Source organism: Spiroplasma monobiae MQ-1, assembly GCF_002865545.1.
GTDB lineage: Bacteria > Bacillota_I > Bacilli_A > Mycoplasmatales > Mycoplasmataceae > Spiroplasma_A > Spiroplasma_A monobiae.
On sequence record NZ_CP025543.1, the window covers coordinates 653,026 to 679,694 of the forward strand.

Sequence of the window (26,669 nt, forward strand, 5' to 3'; positions counted from 1 at the left end):
TAGCTCCTTCTATTTTTGTTTTCTTGCTTGTTTTTGCTGCTTTCTAATAATTTTATTTTCCAATTTCATTACTTTAATTTCTTCTTGTATATATTTCTTTTTCAAAGAAGATAATTGCTCTAATTCTTTTCTAGAAAGTTGTGCTGTAAGTTCTGTTGCATAAGCAATATATTTATTTGATTTAAAACTTTTATATAAATCTTCAATTAAATAATTTAAAAACTTTTCAGTTTTTGAAAAAAACATTAGAGCAGATTTCTTATATTTAACTTTTGGGTCTAATTTATTAATGTTCTTTTTAGTATTTTTAAATATTCTTATTAACATTTTTGTGTGTAATATTACTTGATCCAAATTTTTTCTGTTAATAGCAGTAGAATTCAATCTATCCAAGATATCATGAAGTTCATTTAAGTGAAAATCAATATTTCTTATTTCAACAACATAGGGTTCGTTTTCGTAGTCTGCATTTTTTTCTAAAAATATATTGTACTTTTCTCTAAAAATTTCAGTATTTGTATCAAATTTTTTAATAATAGGTTTGAATAATGGATCTGGTTTTACAGTTATTTCATTTTCCTTTATAGCATTCATTATACTTAAAGAATACTTTTCAAAAGTTAAGCTATTATCCCAATCTGTTATATAGTCATCTGAGATAATAAATCCCGTTTCTAAAACAATTACTCTTTCACATAATATTTCAAATGTGGCATCATCAGGAGATATTACAATAAAAGTAGCATTATTCTCCTCTTTATATTCTTTTAAGAAATTTAAGATTTTGATTTTAAAGTCCAAACCTATCGATGAAGAAACCTCGTCTAATATAACAAGTTCAGGTTTGTGAATTATACCCAAAGCAATTGAAAATAACTGTAATCAAGAACTATTGCATGAAGATAAATTTTTTTCTCATCTTGATTCAATACCAAAAACATTTATTATGTCATCAATTCATTTTTTGTCATTAACATTATGAATATTTTTATAAAGATTAAAAACTTCTTTTACTTTAAAACCATCAGGTCAAGTGGTTTGTCTAAACTGAAATCCAATATTTGCCATAACATTATCACCAGAAAAATTATATTGAATAATTCCCCCTGATTGCTTAATTTGACTTGCAATAAGTCTGCCTAATACACTTTTACCAGATTGGTTTGGTCCAATAACAGCAACACCTTCACCCTTATAGATTTTTAAGTTAATTTTTTTAATTGCCCATACTGTTTTATTAAAAATTTTAGAGACATTCTCTAATGATACACATATTTCCTTTTTTTGCATTTAAATGTCTCCCTCTATTTTTTATTTATAAAATCTTTTACAAGTTTTCAATACATTTGGGTGTGAGCAACTTGAGTTCTAATGTGCTCTCCTGTTTCAAAAATGTGTAAAGTATCTTTTACACCAAGTATTTTTCTTAAATTAAAAAACTTTTCACTGTCTTGGAAACTAGTAACTACATCTTTTTTAGAGTGAATGTATAACATAGGGAAAGTTTCATCACACAATGGAATTTTCAATGTTATATTGTCCTGATCTAAATTTATTTTATATTTATTATTATATACTTTATAAACTTCTTCTAAAACCTTATCTAAAATATTTCCAACTATTGGACCAGCTATTGAACTAACTATTTTTTTTAAAACTACTTTTGTATCAAAATAAGTGGAGTCCGAAACTCCAAATTTTATATTATACTTTTGAAAATTATTTGATAAAGCAAATCTATTTACTGTATGGGCACCCATTGAAAAACCTATTAAACCAAATTCCTTAGCACCAAATTCTTTTTTAATAAAATCAATTGCACATAACAGATCTTTTTGTTCATTTATACCCATTGTTATAAGGGCGTTGTCTGATTCGCCGTGATTTCTAAAATCAAAAGAAAAAATATTATATCCCATTTTATCAAAATAATAACTTGCAACCATAGATGATTCTTTAGAAGAAGAAAAACCATGACAAGCAATTATTCACTTATTTGTTTTTATTGAGTTTAGATGATAAATACCAACAAGATTTTTTGAATCAAATGATTTAAATTCTATTCTATTCATGTTTTTTATTTCTAAATCAAATACACTTTCATCTTTAGTTGAATCAAAAATTGCTTGTTGATATAAACTTAATAAATTTCTATAACCATTGTTTTTATAAATTTCAAAGTTATCTCTATTTACATTATTAATCATTTCAATTATTTTTTGTACAATTAATTCATTCATTTTTCTACCCTCTACTTATTTAATATTATAAAAAAAATCTACATTTATGTAGATTTTTTAAAACAAATATTAATTCTAATTTGTTTTTTTTCTTCAATGAGCAGCATCTCTATGTGTGTTTCAATCCGCTTTCACTTCTTCATCTCTTTTAATGAATTCTTCTAAAGCTTTTTGATATTCTTCTCTAGATCTTAATTGTCTGTCCATTAAAACATTATAAAGTTTAAATTGTGCTGTACCAAACGCCTCAACCGATTTTGTATAAGGTGTTAAGTAACTAACTTGTCAAACTTTTGGCATAGCTCTTGTATAAATTGGTAATGCCAAGAAATTTTCATAGAAGAAATTATATTCTTGTTCTGCAAAAGCTTTATATCTTTCTTCAGGAACTGTTTTTTCAGTATCAGCAGTTTTATAACCTTCTGAGTAACCAACAAAAGCCTCTGTTAGTTCTTTAGTCGCTGTTGTTCTTAAGCTTTCATTTGCCAATACATATTCTCCACTACTATCAGTTTTTAAAAGTCTAGAAGTACCATTGTAACCTCTGTAAGGACCAGTTAAAGTAATAGTTTCTAAGAATGATGAAGGGTCTTTGTAATCTGGAGATCAACCACTCATAAATAAGTCTGTTGATCCTTTTGAACCTTCTGTTCTATATTCATCTGTTGATGACATAGTTTGTGTTTGAATATAAATTGGGTTATTTGAAATTGAGTTAAATGATTTCATCATTAAATTGATATATGGATTCATACCAGTGTTATTTGAAGGACTTAAAATTAATTTTAAAACTACTCTTTCGCCATTATAACCTTTAACTTTTTGAGTTTTAATATTGTTATCTTGAATAAATTTAACAGTATCAAGTCTTAATTGTTCTTGAGATTTTTTTGTTAATTCTTGTCCCTTACCTTTGTATGGATCTTTACCATCAGCTAATGGATTTTCATCTACTGAACCAGTTTTCTCTTTATATATGTCACCAACATAATTTGTATAGTCAACACCACTTCCGTCCTGAGCTACACCAACACCTGTATAAGTATTTCTTAACATTTGTGAAGGATTACCTGGTTCATCAATGGTTTTTGAGAAATATCTAGCCATTTCTGTTCTATCTATTGTGGTAGAAATGTAAGCTCTTGCATCTTTAGATTGCAATAATCTAGATGCACTTAAAGCCCTTTCTTGTTCAGCTTTACCTACCGCACCATTAGTTATATTTGCATTAGAATAGTTATAAACCATCATAAATGATGCTGATTTATCTGGAGAATCAACTTGGTATTGAGAACCAAAATTTGGATTCTCATAACTTTCTTCTCCTTTACCAATATATCTATTTCATCCTTTTAAGTCATCTGATTTAAGTTCAAAAAATGAAGTTGAACCAGATTCAAATAAAGTTCTTTCTTTTGCAGCAGAACCACCATCTAGATAGTTGTATTCTAATGTTTCAATATTTGTACTATCTTTTAAAGCGTAGTTTTCATTCTTTTTAAGAATTATTTTTCCGTTTTGAGGAGCTTGTTGTACATAATAAGCTCCATTAAATAAAGCTTTAGTATAGTCATTTGCAACTCCTATATTATCTCCATAAATTGGAGAAAATACAGAATAAGTAAGTAAACTTTCAAAATAAGGAGCTGATTTAGTTAGATTAAACTTGATAGTGTCATATGTTTTTCCATCATTATCTCATTTTGTACCTTTTGTAATACCAAAATGTCTACCATCAATTGTTTCTTCACCTAAAATGAATCTTCTAGCTTTTGCAGCTGATTCTCCACCTTCTCTAAATAAGTTCTGAGCTTCTTCAGCACCTTCAATAAATGAAACTCATAATTCAGAAACGTCAGAGTTATTGTTTGGATTTAATGCATAAATAGCTGCATTTAAAACACCTTCTAAAACAATGTTTTCTCTATTTTGAATTACAATATTTCCACGAGTATCAACCCAATTCATTTCCCTTACTGCGTAAGTTCACTCTTTTGAATCAGGACTATGATTACCAACATATTGATATTTTTCATCATTAGCTATCTGTTGTCCATATTCACTAACTGCAAGTGATCCATATATTCTTCCATATTGATCTGTTGATAAGAAAGTATCATAAGTGTTTGATCAAATTCTTGAATCCTCTGCTTGCATTGAGTGAGCTGTATTTCAACTTGAAACGTTTAATGTATAGTTTGCTCTATACACACTTGTGTCTCAAACCCTATTTAAAATTGCATCAAAAGAAGCAGCGCCACAAGAAACAACAGAAGATGAAACCATTGTTGCTGCTAGTCCTAATCCAAGTATTCCTAGAGTCTTTTTATATCATACTGACATTTTAATCTTCCTTTCGTTGTTCTATTTTTTTACGATTTTTTTAATTTCTTTAATTTCTCTTTTGTTAGCTCAAACAAAGTGATCCTTTGTTATCTCTTTAAAGTATGGTAAATCAAAGATGTAATCTTTGTGTTCTTCTTCTGGGTTATAAACAACTAATTTAGTTTGTTTAGCAAGTTCAGGTTCGGGAATTGGAATTGCAGAAAGCAACGCTCTTGTATAAGGGTGAAGAGGATTTTTAAATAACTCCTCTGCTGGTGCAATTTCAACAATTTGTCCATGATAAATTACAGCGATTCTATCAGCGATGTGACGAACAACTGATAAGTCATGGGCAACAAAGACATAAGTAATTCCTAATTCTTCTTGGAATTTTTTAAATAAGTTTAAAACTTGAGCTCTAATAGAAACGTCTAGAGCAGATATTGGTTCATCTGCTACAATAACTTTTGGTTTCATAGCTAAACTTCTTGCAATACCAACACGTTGTCTTTGTCCTCCTGAAAATTCATGAGGATATCTTGATAAATGTTCTGGAAGTAATCCAACTGAGTTAACAAGTTTTAAAATAATATGTTTTTTAACCTTCGCAGGTGTTGCATCCTCTAAAGTTATTTTTTCATCTGGATTTGCTTCATTATACTCTTTTACATATAATTCTTTAGCTTCTTGACCCTTGTAAAGATTAGGGAAGTTTTCCATACCCTCTGCAATAATTTCTTCAATAGCCATTCTATCATTTAAAGATGAACCTGGATCTTGAAAAATCATTTGAATATCTTTTCTGTTTGTTCTTTTTTGTTCTTTTGATTGAACTTTAAATAAATAAGAGTCTTTAATAATTTCATCTATTGAAGGTAAATCTAAGAATTCTGTTAATTCAACAAATGAATCAATTTCTTCTTGTGTATATGTATTTTCAATACCCTTTCAATTATAGAAAGTTTCAATAGAGTCTCTATCTTTTACGATGTTTCTTTCAATAATTTTTGAAATATATTTAGCTTCTTTTTTAAGTTCATCCAATTTTGTTTCATTAATGTTTGATTCATTTGCAATCAAATCCTTAATTGAGTTTTCAAAATCAGTATTTTTTAATTTAGAAACAAGAGTTTTAACTTTTTCAGTTACAACTTTTTCTTCTGATAATATTTTTAAAATTTCTTTACATGCATTTATGTTTAAGTTTTTCTTTGATCAGAAATCTCTAATAAAGAATTCTAATTTTTTAAACTCTTTACTTGAAGAATCAGATTCACTTGATTTCATAATTTCAAATTGTTTTAAACACTCTTCAAAAAATTCATTTCTGTTTACATAAATTAATTTATTGTAATAGTCAATAAATTTTTGTCTTCTATTCATTGGAGAAGACAGAGCATGTAATTGAAATTGCAATGATTTAGCTCATTCCAGTTTTGATAAAAATTCTTTATGGTTGTCTGTTATAACTTTTCATAAACCAAGAATATTTTTAACAACTGATTCCATTTTATTGGCATCAACTGTTTCAATTGATTCTCTATATTTTGCAACTTCTTGAATTTGTAAATAAATTTCATCTGCATTTTCTTTCATAGAAATAAATGTTTCTTTTGTTTCTACCAGTTTTGAAAGAACTGATTTTTCAAGTTCCTTTGAAACTTTATCAACATAAGAATTCAAGTTGTCTACGAATTTAATCATTCTATCTTCACTCTTAATAATTGAGTTTAAATATTTTAAGTTTTCCAATAATATATCTGTTAAGTACTTTAATTTAGATTCTTTTGCAAACTTTTCTAAATCATCTTTATTTAATTCTCTAGGATCTGCTAAGAAATTTTCATATAAAGCTTTTAAACCATCAATCCTTGATTGAATTTCTTTTGTTGTAATATTCATTTTGTATGACATATTATCAAGTTTTCTTGAGATGTCTTTATTTAAAGTATACAAGCTAGTTGGACGACCAGCAACAATGTTGTTATCCATATAGATAGCACCATCTTTTAATGGTTGTACTCCAACAATAGCTCTTCCTATTGTGGTTTTACCACTTCCTGATTCTCCTACCAAACCAAATATTTCGCCTTTGTAGATGTCAAAACTAGTTTCTTTAACAGCTCTAAATTTTTTACCTTTAGCACGGAATTCAATTACTAAATCCCTAATGTTTAAAAGTACATCTTTATTTGTTGACATAGTTTTATCCTACTTTCTCTGCTTCTTCTATACGTTTACGTAAGTTATTTAAAATACTTGGTTTTTCCACTTTTGGAGAACGTGGATCTAATAATCATGTTTTTGCAAAATGAGTTTCTGAAACTTTAAACATTGGTGGTTGCTTAATGTAATCTAATTCCAATGCATATTTGTTTCTTGGAGCAAACGCATCACCAACTATTTCGTTAAATAGTGATGGAGGTGTTCCTTCTATTGAGAATAAGTCATCTCCTTTTTTACCTAATTGAGGTAAAGAAGATAATAGTGCTCAAGTATATGGATGTTTTGGATCATCAAATATTTCTCTTGCAGTTGCAACTTCAACTATTTGTCCAGCATACATAACAGCAACTCTATCTGCAATTTTTGCAACAACACCTAAGTCATGAGTAATAAATACTACTGAGAATTTATATTCTGTTTGTAGTTCTTTTATTAAATCTAAGATTTGAGCTTGAATTGTTACGTCAAGCGCAGTTGTTGGCTCATCACAAATTAATATTTTTGGTCTTGCAGCAAGAGCAATTGCAATAACAACTCTTTGACGCATACCTCCAGAGTATCTTCCTGGAATATCTTTAAAACGTTTTTCAGGGTTTGGTATGCCAACTTTTCTTAGCAATTCAATTGCTTCTTGTTTGGCTTCCTTTTTATTTAAACCTACTTGTTTTCTTAATACCTCTGTAATTTGGAATCCCACAGGTAATAATGGGTTTAAAGAAGTCATTGGGTCTTGGAAAATTGTTGAAATAGTTTTTCCTCTTAACTGTCTAATTTCTTTCAATGCATTTATTTTATTAACTACATCAGTATTCTTGATTCTCTTTCAGTCAACTAAAATGTTGTGGAAGTGATCTTCATCTAATGTATTTTTTTCAATGATTGATAAACAAATTACTTGTAATTCATTTTCAAATCTATTTAAGTATTCTTTTGATGAGAAATACTTAACAGCATATTCTTTTTCTTCTACATTTCATTCTACTTTTGTTTCAATAAATTTTTCTATCATTGAAGTAATTTTAGAAATTGACATTCTACTTTTAATGTTTAATGGTTTAACCTTATTGATATCCATTTCTAATTTTAAAATATTTTCTAATTTTAAAATTATTAATTCATCTCTGTGGTTATCATCATTTATAACTTTTAAAGTTTCTTCAATAGCTTTTATTTTAACTTCTATCTTTATAATTTTATTAGCTTGTCTGTTGTTTCCAGTGAAACTCATGTTTTCATTTAAAGAATTTAATTGTTGTTTTCTTTTTTCTAATAAAACATTAAATTTTTCATTATTGATTTTTTTAGTAGATGCAATTGTTTGTTCATCTAGTAAGCTTGATTTTAACTCTTCTGTTAAATCTTGTAATTGTTTGTTTAAACCAGACAAAATAGTTTCATTGTGTTCTGATTCAATTTGTTTCTCTAGTCTAATTTTCTTTAATTCTTTTTGTTCTAATAACCCATTGTATTTGGGGTTTAATTTGTATAATTCTTTTATTTCTTTTATTAATTCTTTTATTTTTTCACTATTTATTTTTACAACACTTTTAATAACATCTTTTGATATTAAAGGACTTTGTAAGTTAACAACATCTATAGGTTCTTTGAAGTATGCACCTTCATCTGCCAAAGTTTCTTTGTTTGGTCTATAAACTATAGAACCATTACTTACTCAACCATTTGCTTCTAACATTCCAGTAAAAGTTTTTGTAATAACTGATTTACCACTCCCAGATTCTCCTACAATCGCAAGAATTTCTTGGTCATATAAATCTAGATCAACATTTCTAATAGCAGTTAAAAAATTACCTCTAACTTGGAATTTAACTTCCATGTCACGAACAGATATAATTCTATTTTCTTTGTTCATAATTTTTTACTTCCTATCTATGTGTTTTAGGATCTAATGAATCGGCAAATACTTTACCTACCAAGAAGAATAATAATGATATTCCTCCAACAAAGGCTACAGGAATAATTAACAAGTGTGGGTACACTTCTCAATCAGAACCTGATAATAATTCATTTAGAATTGATCCCAATGACGCTTGATCTAATGTGTTTGTTACAAATCCAAAGTTATAGTATGCAAGTAATGCATCAATAGCGATAGCTGTTGGAATTGCAAATGTTGATGTTTGAATAACTATTGGTAAGATTTTTGGCATAATATTTTTTCTAATGATTTTTGAACTTGGTGTTCCTAAAACTCTTGATGCAATATTATATTCTGCATTTCTAACAAGCATAATTTGAACCCTAATAACAGCTGCTAATGTAATTCAACTTGTAATTGATATACCAAATATTAATACAGGGATTGAAGTTGTACCTCCAAATAAGAAGATAATAATTAATCATAATATTAATGAAGGTATCAGAGATAGGAATCTAGTAATTTCGATAAATACTAAGTCAAGTTTTGAGAAAAATCCTCAAATTGATCCTAATAATATTCCTAATAAGATTTGAATTGAAGCTACAAAGAAAGTAAATATCAATGTAGTACGAGTTCCAATTCACATTTTAGTTCATAAATCTTCTCCAAATTTACCCAGACCAAAGATATGACCTCAGCTTGGTGCTTCGATATCAATTCCTGGTCTATCAATTGGAACAGGATCTACTCCAATACCAATCGAAAACGCCATAACTATAATTGATACTAATAAAATTAGTGAAATAATAAATGTTTTTGATTTACCTACTCTGTTAAATACAGATTTTCAGTAACTATATGGTTTGTTAGTAATTCTTTCAGATTCGTCATGTTTTGCTCCAATTACTTTAAAAAGAGATGTGTCTATAGAATTCATTTCTTCTTTTGTATATTGTTTTTGTTCCATAAATAATCTCCTTCTATTTTGTTAGTTTTATTCTTGGATCTAGTGTTGCAAGCAACAAGTCACCAATTAAACTTGAAAAGACTCCAGCAGAAGCTGATACGAATATATATCCCAAAACAACAAATGTATCTTTGTTTGATACTCCGTTAAGAATAAATTTACTCATACCATCAATTGATCAATGTCTTTCAACTAAAATACTTGAACCAAATAATGTCAATACAAATATTTCAGGTAAAGTTTTAACTAATCTAATTCCAGCATTTCTAAAGATGTGAACGTAGAATACATATTTTTCACTCAATCCTTTTGATAAAGCAAATTTTGCATAATCTGCAGTCATTTCATCTAAAACGAATCTTCTAGTATTTACAATAATCATTGGCATAATTAATAACATTACCCCAATAACTGGTCATATTTGTGTACCAAATCCAGCACCTTCAAATGCTCCTTGAGCACCAAATATATAAATAGATGCTTTATATAATAAAGAAATAATAACTAGAGCTGGTATAGCACTAATAATTAAACTTGTTCCATTAATTGCATTATCAGCTGATTTTTCTTTATTCTTAGCTGCAAGTATTCCTAAAGGAACCCCTAACACATAAGACATAATAACTCCAATACTTCCAATTTTGAATGAAGTTGGAATTGATCTTGCAAACGCCTCTTGAACAAGACTTCCTGGGACACCCCCACTAGCTTTATTCATAAAGACACCTAGGTAGAATCACATTGTAACTGAGTCTCCCACTAGTTGTCCACTATCATCAATTTGTGCGTTAAGAATAACTGTTTTTGGAATAAATGGTGTTATGTTTCTTAAATAAATGAACATTTGTTCAATCATGGGTCCGAAAACTCCAAACATTTTCATTCTAGTTTCTAATAAAGCTCAGTATTCAGGTGTGTCATAAACAATTCCGTGTTTTGCTAAGTCTATATCAGATAAATATGCACCATCAGTTGTAACCATTCTAAGCATTACAAACACAACAGCAATTGCTATATAAAGTGTTATAAATGCATAGAGTATTCTTTTTAAAGAATATGAAAATAATGGATTTTTTTGCATAAACTCATCAAATGATGCGTTTGTTTTTCTAAAACCATTTTTCAAATTCTCAATATGGCTTGTTTTAGTTTGTTTGATTTCATCTTTAAGACTAATTTCATCAAATAACTCTAAGAGCGAATCTTCGCTCTTGTCTTGGCCATTAACTTTTGTTTCCATAAGTTTAAGTTGTCCTTTCTAATTTATTTTTATCCCTTAAAATCTATATAATATCTATAAAGGTGATTTATATGAAAGATAAAAATAACATAAGTAATTTTAAAAAATTAAAAGATTTACGTGAGCAAGAGAAACAAGCTCACAAACAAAAAGTACAAGATAAAGTGAGTGATATTACCAAAGATCCATTAAGTACTCAATCTAAATTTATTGAATCTAAGAAATTAAGATGATACGACTATCTAATTGTGCTTTCTATAAGTGCTTTTGTTACAGGTATAAGTTTTATTCTAGGTATCTTTGCATTCAAAGATATTGAGAAAACCGAATGAGTAACAACAGCAAGTGCTTTACTTTCGCTATTAACTTGATTAATCATTGGATACATCAAGAATAGACAAGTTGCAAAGTTTTATAATGACACAAGAAGAAGGTATCAAACCACCTTATCAGAAGAGGAAGGTTTTTTAAGAAGAATTTCTAAAATAGCCTTATTAATCTGCTTGGTATTGACAATAACTTCAATTATTATTTTTATTACACTTTAGGTGTAATTTTTTTGTCTAATAAAAAAGAATGATTTATTTTACAAAAAGTGTAGATTTTTTGGAATCCTAACTGTTTATAAAATAAATCATTCTTTTAAATATTAAATACTAATAATAAAAATCAAATTTTATTGAAAATATCATTTAAAACTTTTGTTTAATTTATAAACAATTACGATCATTGCGCCATGTGTTGTTTAGCACAGTACATAGCCATATTGTTTAATTTCGCATTGTCTTTAAAAAACTTATTTTTAAATGACAATGTAGCAAACGCAAAAAAGGCAGCCGGTTTATTGAATTTTGTATTGGTCAATAATGCTCTCATTTTTTGGTCTCCTTCATCGCCTATTAAGATACTAGCAAATGTAAGTTTTAATTGCAAGAAAAACTATGGTAAAACACAAAAAAATAAGCAACTAATTGCTTATTCAAAAGTAATATATGCCTTTGTCTATTTTTTTGTAATCACCTTCAAGAGCATACATAACTCCCGTAAGGAAGTCTATTAATCTTTTCTTTTCTTTTCTTTCAATATCAGTTAAATTAACTGTTACATTTTTAAATCTTAAAAGAGTGTCTGCTATTTGTTTAGTTTCATCATAACCATGAGGAAAGAAATGAGTTACATGATTTTCATCGAATTCCACTACCATTTCAGAAGCCATATTTAAGTTATTTTCTTTAACTTCTTTTTTTGGTTTATAATTTAGAACTTGATCTTCATTTTTTTTGCTAAACAATCCCATTAGATTATCATTTCTTTCTTAAGAAAGTTGGGAAATCTCCATCTTCATCTTCTGCAGTATCTTCGATTTTTTGTGCAACTTGAGGTTGTGCAGTTTGAACGTTAGCTTGTTTTCATTGCCCCATTCTGTCTTGAACTTTGTTGTTTTCTTCTTCTGTTTGTTTTACATACTCAGGTCTTTTATCCTGATTTGCCATAAATGATGTTCTTTGCTCATATGCAGTTTCAACTTGTCTCTCTTCTTCAAATGAAGGTTGAACTTGTTGTTGAGGTGCTGAGTATTGCTCAACTACTGGAGTTGATTGTTGATTGTTGATTGTTGGACTTACATAGTCATCGTCAAACCCTGTTGCAATAACAGTAACAATTAAATCATCATCCAAGTGTTCATTAATTGCTATACCAAAGATAATATTTACATCTTCTCCACTTGCTTGTTGAACAATGTCAACTGCATCATATGCATCATTAAGTGAAACAGTTTTTCCACCAGTAACGTTAATAATTGCGTCTTTTGCTCCACGAATTGAAGTTTCTAGTAATGATGAAGTTATTGCTTTGTTTGCAGCTTCAATTGCTTTGTCTTCTCCAGAACCAATTCCAATTCCAAATAAAGCATTACCTTTACCCTTCATAACTGTTCTTACATCAGCAAAGTCAAGGTTAATTACAGCAGGAACTGCAATTAAGTCAGTAATTGTTTGAACTCCTTGTTTTAAAATGTTATCAGCTTCTCTAAATGAATCTTGAACTGGAATTCCTCCAATTATTTCTAATAATCTATCATTTGAAATAACAATGATTGAGTCAACATATTTTCTTAATTCATTTAAACCTTGAACAGCATATGAATTTCTTAATCTTCCTTCAAATCTGAAAGGTTTTGTAACAATAGCAATAACCAATGCTCCAGTTTCCATAGCAATTCTTGCTATTTCAGGTGCAGCACCAGTACCAGTTCCTCCACCCATTCCAGCAGCAACAAATATTAAGTCAGAACCTTTTAAAGCTCCTTTGATTTCTTCTTCAGATTCAATAGCGGCTTGTTTTCCAATTTCTGGATTAGCTCCAGCTCCTAAGCCTTTTGAAATTTCTTCTCCTAAAACAATTTTAGTTGGTGCAGCACTTGCTGCCAATACTTGAGCATCTGTGTTTGCCACAATAAAGTCAACACCTTGAACGTTGTCATCAACCATTCTGTTAACGGCGTTACAACCTCCACCACCAACACCGATTACTTTGATCTTGGCATTTTGATTTAAATCTAATTTTGTAGACATATATTTTTTCCTCACCTTAATTATTTATTTCTTTGCGTATTTATAATACCATTTTTTAAATAGTTTTCATTATTTTGATAATTTTGTTGTCCAACCATTTGTGGTTGTACCCTTTGATTTTGCATCATAAATTGTTGTTGTATCATTGGTCTACTTTGTTGTGTAAAACCACTTTGTTGTTGCATCATTGGTCTGTTATGTTGTAAAGGAGAATTTTGCATTCTTGGTTGATGTTGAACTTGATTAACTCTAACCAATGCAGGATTTGGATATACTCCAGTACTTGTTTTAATTTCTTTGCTATTTTTATTAACTTCACGAGCATGTCTTATACTTCCACAAAGTGAATGTGTTCAGATTTCACTTGCACCAGTAACCAATGAATAGTATATCTCTGAAATATTTTTGTAATTACTTCTAAGAAGTATTTTTTCAAAACCAGCAATTTCAGTTATCTTACCAATATGGTAAACCTTGAAACTTCTTACATTTTCCATTTCTCTCGAAATTAAAATATCAGATTTATCTATTATTCCCTTTAACTCTTCGAATAGCATTTCTTTGATTTCAATAGCTTTTAGTTCAAGTGTTCTTTTCTCTTGTGTGTTATATTTTCTATAAATTACACTTTCATCTAAAGTACTAGATGAAAAGTTTAGTAATTTAAAGATGTATTTATCTGCTGTATCAAATTTAGCAGACATTTTTGCAGCTAAATTTTCAATTATATGTTTTATTCCAAACCCAATAGTTTGTTTTTTAACAAGAGTTTCTCTTGAAAAAAATCCCAAATCAATACATTCTCAATCTCAATTCACCATTACAAATGTTTCTCTAAAGTTTAAACCTTCACTACATTGTTTTGCAAGCGCAAACATTTGACTTGTCATTGTATTTATTTCGAGATTTAAGTTTTGTAATACTTTTTTAAATGAATCAACAACTTTTCTTTCTGCTGTATATACTTTAGCGTTAAGCGATACCATGTTTCCATGTGCATTGATTGGTGGTTTTGCAACACTGTGAATATTATTAATTCTATATTCATAAGGTTTTAAGTTAGTCACAATTTTTTTATCATCATAGTTAACTCTTTTTGCCATTTTATGCAGTTCATCAATGTGTGATTTTAATATTAATTTATCTGGATTATCAATAAATAAACTTGGAGAAGCATCTTTAATTTCTAAAGTTCCAGTAGGATAAACAACTGATACTCTTTGAATTTTTTCTCTAAAAATAGATTCATATTTGTTGATCATCTTGGTTAATCTATGCGAAACAACATTAGTATCAATTATTTCATTATTTTCATCTAATCAACTAGCTTTGTTCTTTTCTCTTTCTTTGAAAACAACTTTTAATCCAATTTTTTCTTTGTATTTTCCAACAGCAAATTTAATATATTTTTTACTGATTTCAATAACCGCATAAGTTTCTTGTTGCATTTTATTCACCAACCTTTCTAATTGCTCAAAGTTTTGCACTATGAGCTCTTCTATTTTCTTCTAATTCTTTTTCACCTGGCAATACAGGTCTTTTAACAACAAGTTCATAATCTTTTCTAACTTCCATAGGTACAGGAAGTTTACTTAAGAACTTATCTTCTTTTGATATAGTATTAGTTTTAAAAATATCTTTAATTATTTTCTCTTCAAGAGAATGGAAGGTTATCACAGCAATAACACCTCCTGGTTTTAATAATTCTAATGAATTACTTAAAGATCTTTTTAAAACTTCAAGTTCATTGTTGACATATATCCTTAAAGCTTGAAACACTTTTTTTGCAGGATGTTTCTTTTGTTTAAGAATTTTTTGAGGTAAACACTCTTTGATAATTTCAACTAGTTGAAATGTAGTTTTTATCTCATTTATTTGTCTTTTCTCAACTATTTTTCTAGCAATATTTCACGAGAACTTCTCATCACCATATTGAAAGAATATATCTGCTAATTGTTTTTCATCATAAGTATTAACAACTTCCTTAGCTGTTAGTTTCACATTTTCTTGATCCATTCTCATGTCCAATTCAGAATCAAAGCGATAACTAAATCCCCTATCTGCTTTGTCAAATTGTGGACTTGATACTCCCAAGTCATATAAAATACCATCTACTTTTTTAACTCCATTAAGAGAAAGTAGTACTTTGATGTCAGCAAAATTACCCTCTAAAATAGTAAAATTACTTGATATAGACTCAAGTTTTTTTCTACTTATAGCAATTGCATCTTTATCTTGATCAATTGCATACAAATGTCCCTGATCTATTTTTTTCAAAATTTCAGCACTATGACCTGCTCGCCCAAGAGTACAGTCAACATAAATCCCATTGTTTTTAATCTCTAATAAATCAATTGATTCATTTAGTAAAACAGAAGTATGTTCTTGTGCCATTAATTTGCTCCGCCCAATTTCTCAGCTGCATCAACAAGCTGAACTTTAGCATCTTTATCGTATGTTTGATGCTTATCTTTATCTCAAATTTCTATTCATTCACCAGCCCCGGTGATTTGAACAGTTTTTGATATCCCAACCTCTTCTAACAAGTTTGCAGGAATCTTAATTCTTCCAGCATTATCAATAGATAATTCATCGGTATTAGAAAAAATTGTTCTAACAACAGTACGTGTAGAGGTTGAAAGTGCACTTTGTGACTTAAGTTCGTTATATCATTCTTTGAAATTTTCTGGAGTTCTAATTTCCAAACAGTTCCCATCAATACTTCTAGTTACATAAACAAGTTCGCCCAACTTATTTCTTAATTTTGAAGGTATTGTTAGTCTAGATTTATCATCCAAATTATGTTCAAATTTACCGAATAACATGCAAAGTCACCCACTTTCTCCCACACATAAACAATTATATACCACTTTGTTACATATTCAAGTTTTTTTTAAACTTTTCGTCCCACTTTATAACAAAAAAAGTGCCATTTTAGGCACTTTTTTAATGAATTATTTTTCTTTCTAAAGAATTTATAATTCTATTAACTTTTGTTTTTAAACTTTTTTCATTTTCCAACACTTCCAAAATTGATGGACATTTCTTTAATAACAATGGTTTTATAAAGTATTTATTTAAATAAATTTTATAATACATATAAAAACTTCTTAATAAACTAACAGAAGTAAATGGGTCTGCTTTTTCAACAATTTCGTAAAAAGTTCTTTCATCTACTTCATGAGAAAAAACCTTAAAACCATTTTCATTTAAAGAATTAAAAGCTGATAGTGGAATAATTTTTTGAGAAATTTCTTTAATGTTGCTAGTCATATATTTCCTCCAAATAATTTAATCGACACTTTTTTAAAAAAATACAAAAAAAAGCACTTTTAAAGTGCTCTTGTTTATTAATTAATCTACCTTTTTTACTTCTTTGTTTTTGTAGTAACCACATTCACGACAAACTCTATGTGGTTTGATCATACTTCCACAGTTTGGACATGAAATAATTGCTGAGCTAACTAAAGCCAAGTGACTTCTTCTCTTATTTTTAGCAGCTTTACTGGTCTTTCTAAATGGTACAGCCATGTTGACACCTCCGTTATTTATTCTTCAAAACTAAAATCTTTAAGTTTATCTCATCTTGAATCTATTTTATTTTCTTGTTCTTGTTGGTATTCATCTTCAGACATAAGTATGTAATCTTTACCGACAAATGAAATTTTATCATAATTATTAGTCAAATTCATAGGAATATTTAAAACAATTTGTTCAATTGCATAGTCTAGGATGTTAAATTTATCTCCCAGCACTATATTGTGCTGATCATCATTTACATCTTCGAAGTAATATTCTTCATTTCAATCATAGTTTTGGTCAATTATTTTTATTTCTTTACCATCTCTTGCATCAATTCCTGAAACTGATGCAGTTATAGTTGCACTCACAATAACTGATTTCATAATATCTTGGTAATTTAAAATACCTTTTACATGAACTTTATCAATAGATTTAATCAAATCATGATTAATCTTTAAATCCTGATTTATTTCAAAATCATTATCTAAATTTATGATTTTCTTTAATTCAATTTCCTTTTTAAGCATTATCTCACCTCTATTTTTAGTTTAGATAAGTTATTTAACACTTTTTCTCATTCGGTTTGAACTTCTTGATCAGTTAATTGATTTTCAATACTGTTAAATTCAAATGAAACCGATACTGATTTTGAGTTAGTTTCTTTTAATTTATCATCTTGATAAATATCGATTAATTCTACTTTAGTTAAATATTTTACATCTTCAACTATAGTTTTAATAACTTGTGAGTATTTATCTGATGAGTTTAATATAAACGAAACATCTCTTGTTGTTTTTTGGAATTTTGATATTTCTTGAGCTCTAATTACTGAATTTTTAGTATTTTGAACTTCACTGATATTTAATTCTAAAACAAATGTTGAGTCTAACTTTTGAGATTGTTCATATTTAGGGTTTAATTTGTAAATAAATCCTAAAGTTTTACCTTCAAAAGTAATTTTTGCATTAATAAATGGATGAATTTCATTTGGTGCTTTTTCATTAACATCAAACGAAACTTCGTTTAAATTAATGTTATATGTTTGTAATATTGAATCACAAATACCTTTTAAGTAAGCATAACTTGATTTGATTGAAATGTCATAACCTTTTTGATTCATAACATCTCCTGAAATTAATACAGATAAATGTCTTTGTCTTAAGTTATCCATGTTATAGATATCTGCAAATTCATATAACTTAACATTTTTATTACCTTTTGAGTAGTTAAATGAAGCAATTTCAATTATTGATCTTGATAAACTTAATCTGAAAGTTTCTCTTAATTTACTTAATGGACTCATTAAGTTAATTGGGTTATTAATTTCAAATAAGTTTCAATTATTAACCAACTCACTTGAAAGCAATGAGTAAGTTTTAATATTTGAGAATCCTAAACCTAATAAGTAGTTTTCATTTTGTTTTTGCAAACGTAAATCTAATTTTTTAGATTTGTTGTCTGAAAGAATTTTTGGTGGAATTGATTTTACATTGTCATAACCATAAACTCTTGTAATTTCTTCTACAATATCAGCACTGTGTGCTATATCTGTTCTAAATTCATCAACTTTAAATAATAATTCATCTCCACTTTCAACTATTTCAAAGTCTAAAGTTTTAAACAATTTTATTATTTCTTTTGAAGTTAACTCAACTCCCATTAATTTATGAATGTAGTCTAATTTAACTTTAACTTCTGCTTGTTTTTCATTAGATTCTTTGGCTATTTCGATTTCACTGTTTGAATCATAGATATTATATTGATCCAATCAGTACATAACCCTATTTTGAGCAACTTTATAAAGTTTTGAACCCACCGGTTTCATGTATCTTTGTAAGTCAATTGTTGATGTATTAAATTCCTTTTGTTGTTTTCTCATAAAGATTGGATCTAACGATAAATAAACAACTAAGATTTCTTTTGATTCAACTGTTGGTAAAAATTCTTCGTTCACTTCTACTCCTAAAGTAGAAATAACTTTACCATCACTTGTTAGTTGTAAATTAACTTTGTGATCTGAATTCTTATTATCTTTAATTTCTAATTGAGATTTTAATTTAGTTGGATCTAAGAATAATACAGGTTGCCCTGTTTCAATAGCTATAGCATTTGCTAAATCTAATCAAAAGTTGTGAGTTGTTTTAGAATCATTAAATTTTAATCAAACATCTTGGTTTGAATAAATTTTGTATTCTTTTTCTGCAACACTTAAAACTTCTTTAACTTGAACCATTTGCATAGTTGCACTTCTAACAACTTTATCAACTTCTTTATCGATTTTGATTGATACAGGAGAAGTTAATGAGTTATTTTTAAAAGTATAGTTCTTAACTATATCATTTAAATCTTTATCAAAGTAATTAGCCAATTCTTTTGCCAATTGCATCGCACCTAGCGCATCACTTCTATTTAAAGTTAAATCAACTTCTCAAACAGCATCTAAGAAACCGATTTCTTCTAGAGCAGTTTCATTTCCTATCATTGCATAAGTATCTTCTTTTGTAACTATTGGATATATTCAATCTTTTTCTTTATCGGATAAAGCTTTTGGATTTAATCCAATTTCAGTTAATGCACACATCATACCTTCTGACATTTTACCTTTGATTTCTCTATTTTCTAACTTTAAACCATTGGCGATTTTTTTACCAGCTTCAGCTAATATTACATATTGACCTTCAACCACATTACTTGCTCCACAAACAATTGGAGAAACTAATTCTTCACCTTTATCAACAAAACAAAAATTTAAATGTGTTCCTTCAATTGGAGCAACATTTCCAACATGAGCTATTTTAAGGCTATCATTTAAAGATGAATAATCTTTAAATGAGTCCACTTCAAAACCAAGTGAGTTTAATGCAACAGTAATTTGCTCATTTTTAACACCAGTTAGATCTATTAAATTTTCTAATCATTTTCTTGTTAAATACATATTAATCTCACTTTCTAATCTCCAAAGAATGTAAATTGGTCTAGGAATCTAATATCATTTTCATATAGATCTCTAATGTTTTTTAAACCATATTTAAGCATTGCAAGTCTTTCAATACCAACACCAAATGCTAATCCAGTTACTTTTTCTGGATCTAACCCATTTGCTTCAATAACTTCTGGTGCTAACATACCTGAACCTAAAATTTCAATAAATCCAGTATATTTACATATAGGACACCCTTGTCCACTACAATTTATACATCTAACATCAACTTCTGCTGAAGGTTCAGTAAATGGAAAGAAACTTGGCCTCATTCTAATTACTGTATCTTCTGAAAATAAACGTTTACACATATATTCTAAAACTCATTTTAAGTTAGCAAAACTGACTTTTTCTCCAATAGCAAATACGTCCATTTGCATAAATTGGTGTGAGTGAGTTGCATCATCATCATCACGTCTATAAACATTACCGTAACTTACAGCTGCCATATTTATATTTCCTGTTTTTGCAGCTTCAGTTAACATTCTAGCAGTCATGTTTGTAGCATGAGTTCTTAAAACAGTATGTTCATCTATATAAAAAGTATCTTGCATATCTCTTGCAGGGTGTCCTATTGGCATATTAAGTTTTTGAAAACAATATTCATCTGTTTCAAACTCTGTACCATCAACCATTTCATAACCAAGTTCAGTAAAAATAGATGAAACTTCATCAATTACAAGGTTTAGAGGGTGTTTTGAACCCATTTTCAAATTAACTCCAGATAATGTTAAGTCTATTTTCTCTGATTCTAATACTTTTTTCAATTCTTCATTTTCAAATTTATCACTTAAACCATTCAATTTACCAAAGATAACTTCTTTGATTTCATTGGCTTTTTGACCAGCTTCTTTTCTTTCTTCAGGAGAAGCTGTTTTTAAATTTTTAAGAATTTCAGTTAGAGGAGAATCTTTTCCAGCAAACTCCTTTTTTAAAATTTCTAATTCTTCTTTTGTTTTGATAGTTTCAAATCTTTTATTAAAACCATCTAATATATCATTTATTTTTTTTAACATAAATATACCTCTCCTAAATTTAAAGCAATTTAATTATACTAAATAATTTGAATAAATAAGTATTTTGATAATTCTTTTATTCAAAAAGTCCCATTATTATTAGTTTTTAGAAAGAATAATCATTTTCATTATTTATATCATTTGATTTTAAAAATTGATCTAAATGTTTATCTAAATTCTTATTAAAGATCATTAGTTTTAATTTAAAAAAATCATCTGTGTCCAATAATTGACCTTCAAATTCTATTGAACAGTGAATTTTCTCATAAAATAAGTACATTATTAATCCATCATTTATAATATCTTTAATCTCCATGTAAATCATATGAATTAAATTATCTAACACACCCAACTTATTAGAGTTAATTTCAATATTTTTAGCTACTTGAACAGCATCTTCTATTGATCGTCTTATAATATTAATCTTTTCTCTAATATCTTGTTCCTGATTAAAGTTATATTCAACTCTTAGTTGGTATTGCATCATCGTAAAGAAATTATTTATGTTTAAAACATCAAATAAGTCTTCAAATTCTCATTTGAATTTAATACTTTCAATATCATAATTAATTATTTTCTTTTTAAATCTTTTAGTGATTTGTTCAATTAACATAAATTACCTCTTTGTCTTTAATATTGTATAAAAAAACCTACTCATAAGAGTAGGTTTTTAAACTTAAACTGGCAGCTTCCTATTTTTGCATTATACTATCGTCGGCGTTGCTGATCTTAACTTCTGTGTTCGACATGGGAACAGGTGTGACCTCAGCGCTATGACCACCAGATCTTAAGTTGTTTTTGTCTGAGAGACTAAGTTTTCATTAGAAAACTAAATCGTACTCTCAAAACTGAATACTAGATGATTTTATATATCTATACAAGCAATTTGTTTTGGTTTTTCTTTGAAAGACCTCGATCTATTAGTATTGGTTAGCTAAACACGTCGCCGTGCGTACACACCCAACCTATCAACCATGTGGTCTACATGGGATCTTACTTCCGAAGAATGGGAAAACTCATCTTGAAGGAGGCTTCTCGCTTAGATGCCTTCAGCGATTATCCTTTCCGCACATAGCTACCCTGCTGTGCCACTGGCGTGACAACAGGAGCACCAGGGGTGCGTCCATTCCGGTCCTCTCGTACTAGGAACAGCTCTTCTCAATTTTCCTACGCCCACAACAGATAGGGACCAAACTGTCTCACGACGTTCTGAACCCAGCTCGCGTACCGCTTTAATGGGCGAACAGCCCAACCCTTGGAACCGACTACAGCTCCAGGATGCGATGAGCCGACATCGAGGTGCCAAACCTCCCCGTCGATGTGAACTCTTGGGGGAGATCAGCCTGTTATCCCCGGGGTAACTTTTATCCGTTGAGCGACGGCCCTTCCACACGGGACCGCCGGATCACTAAGTCCTGCTTTCGCATCTGTTCGACTTGTAAGTCTCGCAGTTAAGCACCCTTATACCTTTGCGCTCTTCGTACGATTTCCAACCGTACTGAGGGTACCTTTGAGCGCCTCCGTTACATTTTAGGAGGCGACCGCCCCAGTCAAACTACCCACCAAACACTGTCCCTGGCCCGGATAACGGGTCTAGGTTAGAACCTCAATGTAACAAGGGTGGTATTCCAAGGATGACTCCACGACCACTAGCGTGATCGCTTCAAAGTCTCCCACCTATCCTCTACATGTTACACCAAGATTCAATATTAAGTTATAGTAAAGCTCCACGGGGTCTTTCCGTCTAGTTGCGGGTAACCAGCATCTTCACTGGTACTAAAATTTCACCGAGTCTATAGCCGAGACAGCGAAGGGATCATTACGCCTTTCGTGCGGGTCAGAACTTACCTGACAAGGAATTTCGCTACCTTAGGACCGTTATAGTTACGGCCGCCGTTCACCGGGGCTTCAATTCGATGCTTCACCGAAGCTAACATCTCCTCTTAACCTTCCGGCACTGGGCAGGCGTCACCCCCTATACTTCGTCTTACGACTTTGCAGAGAGCTGTGTTTTTGCTAAACAGTTGCCCCTTCCTCTTCACTGCGGCTCACATAAAGTGAGCACCCCTTCTCGCTAACTTACGGGGTGATTTTGCAGAGTTCCTTAGCTATAGTTATCTCGCTTGCCTTAGGATTCTCTCCTTGACCACGTGTGTTCGTTCTAGGTACAGGCACCTAATAAATTAACGCTAGAAGCTTTTCTTGGAAGCGTGGAGTCATGAACTTCGCTACTTGCCTAAGCTTTCACTCCCCATAACGCTTCAAGGTTACAGTACGCGGATTTGCCAACGTACACCTCTTTGCGCTTAGACCAGCATATCCAACAGCTGGCATTCACTATCCTTCTCCGTCACTCCATCACTTTATTAGGTGGTACAGGAATATCAACCTGTTGTCCATCGACTACGCCTTTCGGCCTCGCCTTAGGTCCTGACTAACCCTGGGTGGACGAACCTTGCCCAGGAAACCTTGGTCAAACGGCATGGAAGATTCTCACTTCCAAACGTTACTCATGCCGGCATAATCACTTCTAATCGCTCCACACGTCCTCACGGTCGAACTTCATCGCAATTAGAACGCTCCCCTACCACTTGGTATTGCTACCAAATCCAAAACTTCGGTACTACGCTTAAGCCCCGGTACATTTTCGGCGCAGAAGCACTCGACTAGTGAGCTGTTACGCACTCTTTAAATGATGGCTGCTTCTAAGCCAACATCCTAGCTGTCTGTGCACTTCCACATCCTTACACACTTAGCGTAAATTTAGGGACCTTAGTTGTTGATCTGGGCTGTTTCCCTCACGAGCATGGACCTTATCACCCATGTTCTGACTGCCGAGTATGAAATTATGGCATTCGCAGTTTAATTGTGATCAGTACCCCTAGGTGGGGCCATCACACATTCAGAGCTCTACCTCCATAATCCTTTACCTCGACGCTAGCCTTAAAGCTATATCGGGGAGAACTAGCTATCTCCAGGTTCGATTGGAATTTCACCCCTAGCCACAAGTCATCCACGGTCTTTTCAACGAACGTTGGTTCGGTCCTCCATTAGGTTTTACCCTAACTTCAACCTGCTCATGGCTAGATCACCTGGTTTCGTGTCTACGACATCGTACTAAACGCCCTATTAAGGCTCGCTTTCACTACGGCTCCGTGGATTCCACTTAACCTTGCACGATATCGTAACTCGCCGGCTCTTTCTACAAAAAGCACGCCATCACCCATTAACGGGCTCTGACTTCTTGTAAGCGTATGGTTTCAGGAACTATTTCACTCCCCTCTCGGGGTACTTTTCACCTTTCCCTCACGGTACTGGTTCACTATCGGTAAAATGGTAGTATTTAGGCTTACCCAGTGGTCTGGGTAGATTCCGACAGGGTTTCTCGTGCCCCGCCGTACTCAGGATACTCACTCGAGGTTAGTGCATTTCGCATACGGGGCTATCACCCTCTGCGGCGCTGCTTCCCAACAGCTTCTGCTATACACTAACTTTGTAACTCTAACATGAGTCCTACAACCCCGGCCCGTAGACCGGTTTGGCCTGTTCCGCTTTCGCTCGCCGCTACTGACAGAATCACATTCGTTTTCTTTTCCTCTTGGTACTAAGATGTTTCAGTTCCCAAGGTTCCCTTCACATAACCTATGTATTCAGTTATGGATAACACGAGATTAATCGTGCTGGGTTTCCCCATTCGGACATCGTCGGATCAAAGCTTACTTCCAGCTCCCCGGCGCTTTTCGCAGGTAGTCGCGTCCTTCATCGGCTCCATTTTCCAAGGCATTCACCATACGCCCTTACTATACTTTCTAAAGAAAAACCTATTGCATATATAGATAATCTATAAAATTAATGAAATTTTAGTTTTCTTAGTATTAATCTAAATTAAGTTACTAAATACGTTTTATATTGTTTATAAACGTAAGAAAAATAAAATGTCTATTTTCATCTAATATTCAGTTTTCAAAGAACGATTTTCTTTACAGAAATTGTTTTGGGCCTAATGGCCCGCAAAAACAATCTCTGAAAACTAGATAGAACGAGATATAATCATAAGCTGTTTTATCGTTTCACTCAGCTTTTTTCTCTTAATCTACGAATACTCCATAGAAAGGAGGTGATCCATCCGCACGTTCCCGTACGGATACCTTGTTACGACTTCACCCTAATCGCTAATCCTACCTTGGTACGCTCCCTCCTTACGGTTAAGATACGTGCTTCTGGTATTACCAACTCTCATGGTGTGACGGGCGGTGTGTACAAGACCCGAGAACGTATTCACCGCGACATTGCTGATTCGCGATTACTAGTGATTCCGGCTTCATGAAGTCGAGTTGCAGACTTCAATCCGAACTGAGACTGACTTTTTGAGATTAGCTCCCCCTCACAGGATTGCGACTCTTTGTATCAGCCATTGTAGCACGTGTGTAGCCCAGGACATAAGGGGCATGATGATTTGACGTCATCCCCACCTTCCTCTAGCTTACACTAGCAGTCTCATTAGAGTCCTCAACTTAATGTTAGTAACTAATAATAGGGGTTGCGCTCGTTGCGGGACTTAACCCAACACCTCACGGCACGAGCTGACGACAACCATGCACCACCTGTCTCAATGTTAGCCTCCACTACATCTCTGTAGCTTTGCACTGGATGTCAAGCCCTGGTAAGGTTCTTCGCGTTGCTTCGAATTAAACCACATGCTCCACCACTTGTGCGGGTCCCCGTCAATTCCTTTGAGTTTCACTCTTGCGAGCATACTACTCAGGCGGAGTACTTAATGCGTTAGCTGCAGCACCGACTTAATGCCGACACTTAGTACTCAACGTTTACGGCGTGGACTACTAGGGTATCTAATCCTATTTGCTCCCCACGCTTTCGTGCCTCAGAGTCAATAACAGGCCAGTAGACCGCCTACGCCACTGGTGTTCCTCCATATATCTACGCATTTCACCGCTACACATGGAATTCCATCTACCTCTCCTGCATTCTAGTTAGCCAGTTTTCAAGGCGAACCGGAGTTGAGCTCCGGGCTTTAACCTCAAACTTAACTAACCTCCTACGCACCCTATACGCCCAATAAATCCGGATAACGCTTGCCACCTATGTATTACCGCGGCTGCTGGCACATAGTTAGCCGTGGCTTTCTGGTAAGGTACCGTCAAACTAAAAGCATTTCCTCTTCTAGCTGTTCTTCCCTTACAACAGAGCTTTACAATCCGAAGACCGTCATCACTCACGCGGCATTGCTTCATCAGACTTTCGTCCATTGTGAAAAATTCCCTACTGCTGCCTCCCGTAGGAGTCTGGGCCGTATCTCAGTCCCAATGTGGCCGATCAACCTCTCAGTTCGGCTACGTATCATCGCCTAGGTGGGCCTTTACCCCACCTACTAGCTAATACGCCGCATCCTCATCTTCTAGCGACCCATACGGGCCTTTTAACATCTTCTCATGCGATAATGATGTCATATGCGGTATTAGCAGTCGTTTCCAACTGTTATCCCCCACTAAAAGGTAGATTAGATACGTGTTACTCACCCGTTCGCCACTGGGTGCAAGCACCCCGTTCGACTTGCATGTATTAGGCATGCCGCCAGCGTTCATCCTGAGCCAGGATCAAACTCTCATTAAATTTTTTTAATGTGAAAATTTTGATTCATGACTATATCTTGATTCTCAAATAATTGAACTTGTATAAA

The 26,669-nt window shown here is 31.6% G+C and carries 20 protein-coding genes and 3 rRNA genes; 1 reads left to right on the forward strand and 22 read right to left on the reverse strand.

Annotated elements, in window-relative coordinates; all coding sequences use genetic code 4:
* Window positions 1-9: 9 nt before the first annotated feature.
* From SMONO_RS03075 to oppB, 7 genes are all read right to left on the reverse strand, one after another.
* Window positions 10-1,290 (reverse strand): ATP-binding cassette domain-containing protein, encoded by a 1,281-nt coding sequence (locus SMONO_RS03075; protein WP_101780891.1) that lies wholly within the window; start codon window positions 1,288-1,290, stop codon window positions 10-12.
* A 14-nt stretch (window positions 1,291-1,304) separates the two neighbouring features.
* Window positions 1,305-2,240, reverse strand: a complete 936-nt coding sequence (locus SMONO_RS03080; RefSeq protein WP_101780892.1) for an alpha/beta hydrolase — start codon at window positions 2,238-2,240, stop codon at window positions 1,305-1,307.
* Window positions 2,241-2,315: 75 nt separating this feature from the next.
* Complete coding sequence (locus SMONO_RS03085) at window positions 2,316-4,583, reverse strand: ABC transporter substrate-binding protein (protein ID WP_101780893.1); 2,268 nt, start codon at window positions 4,581-4,583, stop codon at window positions 2,316-2,318.
* Between the two features lie 21 nt (window positions 4,584-4,604).
* Window positions 4,605-6,767, reverse strand: coding sequence for an oligopeptide ABC transporter ATP-binding protein OppF (oppF, locus tag SMONO_RS04375; protein ID WP_101780894.1), 2,163 nt, complete (start codon window positions 6,765-6,767; stop codon window positions 4,605-4,607).
* Window positions 6,768-6,771: 4 nt separating this feature from the next.
* Window positions 6,772-8,661, reverse strand: a complete 1,890-nt coding sequence (oppD, locus tag SMONO_RS04380) for an oligopeptide ABC transporter ATP-binding protein OppD (RefSeq protein ID WP_211277579.1) — start codon at window positions 8,659-8,661, stop codon at window positions 6,772-6,774.
* 13 nt (window positions 8,662-8,674) lie between these two features.
* The gene (oppC, locus tag SMONO_RS03105) at window positions 8,675-9,637 is read right to left on the reverse strand and encodes an oligopeptide ABC transporter permease OppC (RefSeq protein WP_101780895.1); all 963 of its coding nucleotides are present in this window, start codon (window positions 9,635-9,637) and stop codon (window positions 8,675-8,677) included.
* Window positions 9,638-9,650: 13 nt separating this feature from the next.
* Entirely contained in the window at window positions 9,651-10,877 is a 1,227-nt protein-coding gene (gene oppB / locus SMONO_RS03110) for an oligopeptide ABC transporter permease OppB (RefSeq protein ID WP_101780896.1), read from the reverse strand.
* Window positions 10,878-10,948: 71 nt separating this feature from the next.
* On the opposite strand from oppB, the gene SMONO_RS03115 reads away from it, so the two are divergent.
* Window positions 10,949-11,425, forward strand: a complete 477-nt coding sequence (locus SMONO_RS03115) for an SUR7/PalI family protein (protein WP_101780897.1) — start codon at window positions 10,949-10,951, stop codon at window positions 11,423-11,425.
* A gap of 172 nt (window positions 11,426-11,597) precedes the next feature.
* Here SMONO_RS03115 and SMONO_RS04280 read toward each other — a convergent pair whose 3' ends face one another.
* From SMONO_RS04280 to SMONO_RS03185, 15 genes are all read right to left on the reverse strand, one after another.
* Complete coding sequence (locus SMONO_RS04280) at window positions 11,598-11,753, reverse strand: hypothetical protein (protein WP_158637907.1); 156 nt, start codon at window positions 11,751-11,753, stop codon at window positions 11,598-11,600.
* Between the two features lie 91 nt (window positions 11,754-11,844).
* Window positions 11,845-12,174 (reverse strand): cell division protein SepF, encoded by a 330-nt coding sequence (sepF, locus tag SMONO_RS03120; protein WP_101780898.1) that lies wholly within the window; start codon window positions 12,172-12,174, stop codon window positions 11,845-11,847.
* A gap of 4 nt (window positions 12,175-12,178) precedes the next feature.
* Entirely contained in the window at window positions 12,179-13,453 is a 1,275-nt protein-coding gene (ftsZ, locus tag SMONO_RS03125; RefSeq protein ID WP_101780899.1) for a cell division protein FtsZ, read from the reverse strand.
* Between the two features lie 20 nt (window positions 13,454-13,473).
* The gene (locus tag SMONO_RS03130; protein ID WP_101780900.1) at window positions 13,474-14,901 is read right to left on the reverse strand and encodes a DUF1720 domain-containing protein; all 1,428 of its coding nucleotides are present in this window, start codon (window positions 14,899-14,901) and stop codon (window positions 13,474-13,476) included.
* Between the two features lies 1 nt (window position 14,902).
* Entirely contained in the window at window positions 14,903-15,847 is a 945-nt protein-coding gene (rsmH, locus tag SMONO_RS03135; protein ID WP_101780901.1) for a 16S rRNA (cytosine(1402)-N(4))-methyltransferase RsmH, read from the reverse strand.
* The gene (mraZ, locus tag SMONO_RS03140; RefSeq protein ID WP_101780902.1) at window positions 15,847-16,278 is read right to left on the reverse strand and encodes a division/cell wall cluster transcriptional repressor MraZ; all 432 of its coding nucleotides are present in this window, start codon (window positions 16,276-16,278) and stop codon (window positions 15,847-15,849) included. Before mraZ ends, rsmH begins: the two co-directional genes overlap by 1 nt.
* Before the next feature lie 121 nt (window positions 16,279-16,399).
* Window positions 16,400-16,726: a hypothetical protein gene (locus SMONO_RS03145; protein WP_101780903.1), complete on the reverse strand. Its 327-nt coding sequence runs from the start codon at window positions 16,724-16,726 to the stop codon at window positions 16,400-16,402.
* An 81-nt stretch (window positions 16,727-16,807) separates the two neighbouring features.
* The gene (gene rpmF, locus SMONO_RS03150) at window positions 16,808-16,984 is read right to left on the reverse strand and encodes a 50S ribosomal protein L32 (RefSeq protein ID WP_020836573.1); all 177 of its coding nucleotides are present in this window, start codon (window positions 16,982-16,984) and stop codon (window positions 16,808-16,810) included.
* 17 nt (window positions 16,985-17,001) lie between these two features.
* On the reverse strand, window positions 17,002-17,502 hold the full coding sequence (locus SMONO_RS03155; protein WP_101780904.1) for a YceD family protein: 501 nt from the start codon (window positions 17,500-17,502) through the stop codon (window positions 17,002-17,004).
* Complete coding sequence (gene pheT / locus SMONO_RS03160; protein WP_101780905.1) at window positions 17,502-19,910, reverse strand: phenylalanine--tRNA ligase subunit beta; 2,409 nt, start codon at window positions 19,908-19,910, stop codon at window positions 17,502-17,504. The genes SMONO_RS03155 and pheT overlap by 1 nt, the downstream gene beginning before the upstream one ends.
* A gap of 14 nt (window positions 19,911-19,924) precedes the next feature.
* The gene (gene pheS, locus SMONO_RS03165; protein WP_101780906.1) at window positions 19,925-20,971 is read right to left on the reverse strand and encodes a phenylalanine--tRNA ligase subunit alpha; all 1,047 of its coding nucleotides are present in this window, start codon (window positions 20,969-20,971) and stop codon (window positions 19,925-19,927) included.
* 106 nt (window positions 20,972-21,077) lie between these two features.
* Window positions 21,078-21,584, reverse strand: coding sequence for a hypothetical protein (locus SMONO_RS03170; RefSeq protein WP_101780907.1), 507 nt, complete (start codon window positions 21,582-21,584; stop codon window positions 21,078-21,080).
* 66 nt (window positions 21,585-21,650) lie between these two features.
* Window positions 21,651-21,756: ribosomal RNA gene (rrf, locus tag SMONO_RS03175) — 5S ribosomal RNA — on the reverse strand.
* 114 nt (window positions 21,757-21,870) lie between these two features.
* Window positions 21,871-24,784: ribosomal RNA gene (locus tag SMONO_RS03180) — 23S ribosomal RNA — on the reverse strand.
* A gap of 297 nt (window positions 24,785-25,081) precedes the next feature.
* Window positions 25,082-26,602: ribosomal RNA gene (locus SMONO_RS03185) — 16S ribosomal RNA — on the reverse strand.
* Together the 16S, 23S and 5S rRNA genes form the textbook arrangement of a ribosomal RNA operon.
* Window positions 26,603-26,669: the final 67 nt, after the last annotated feature.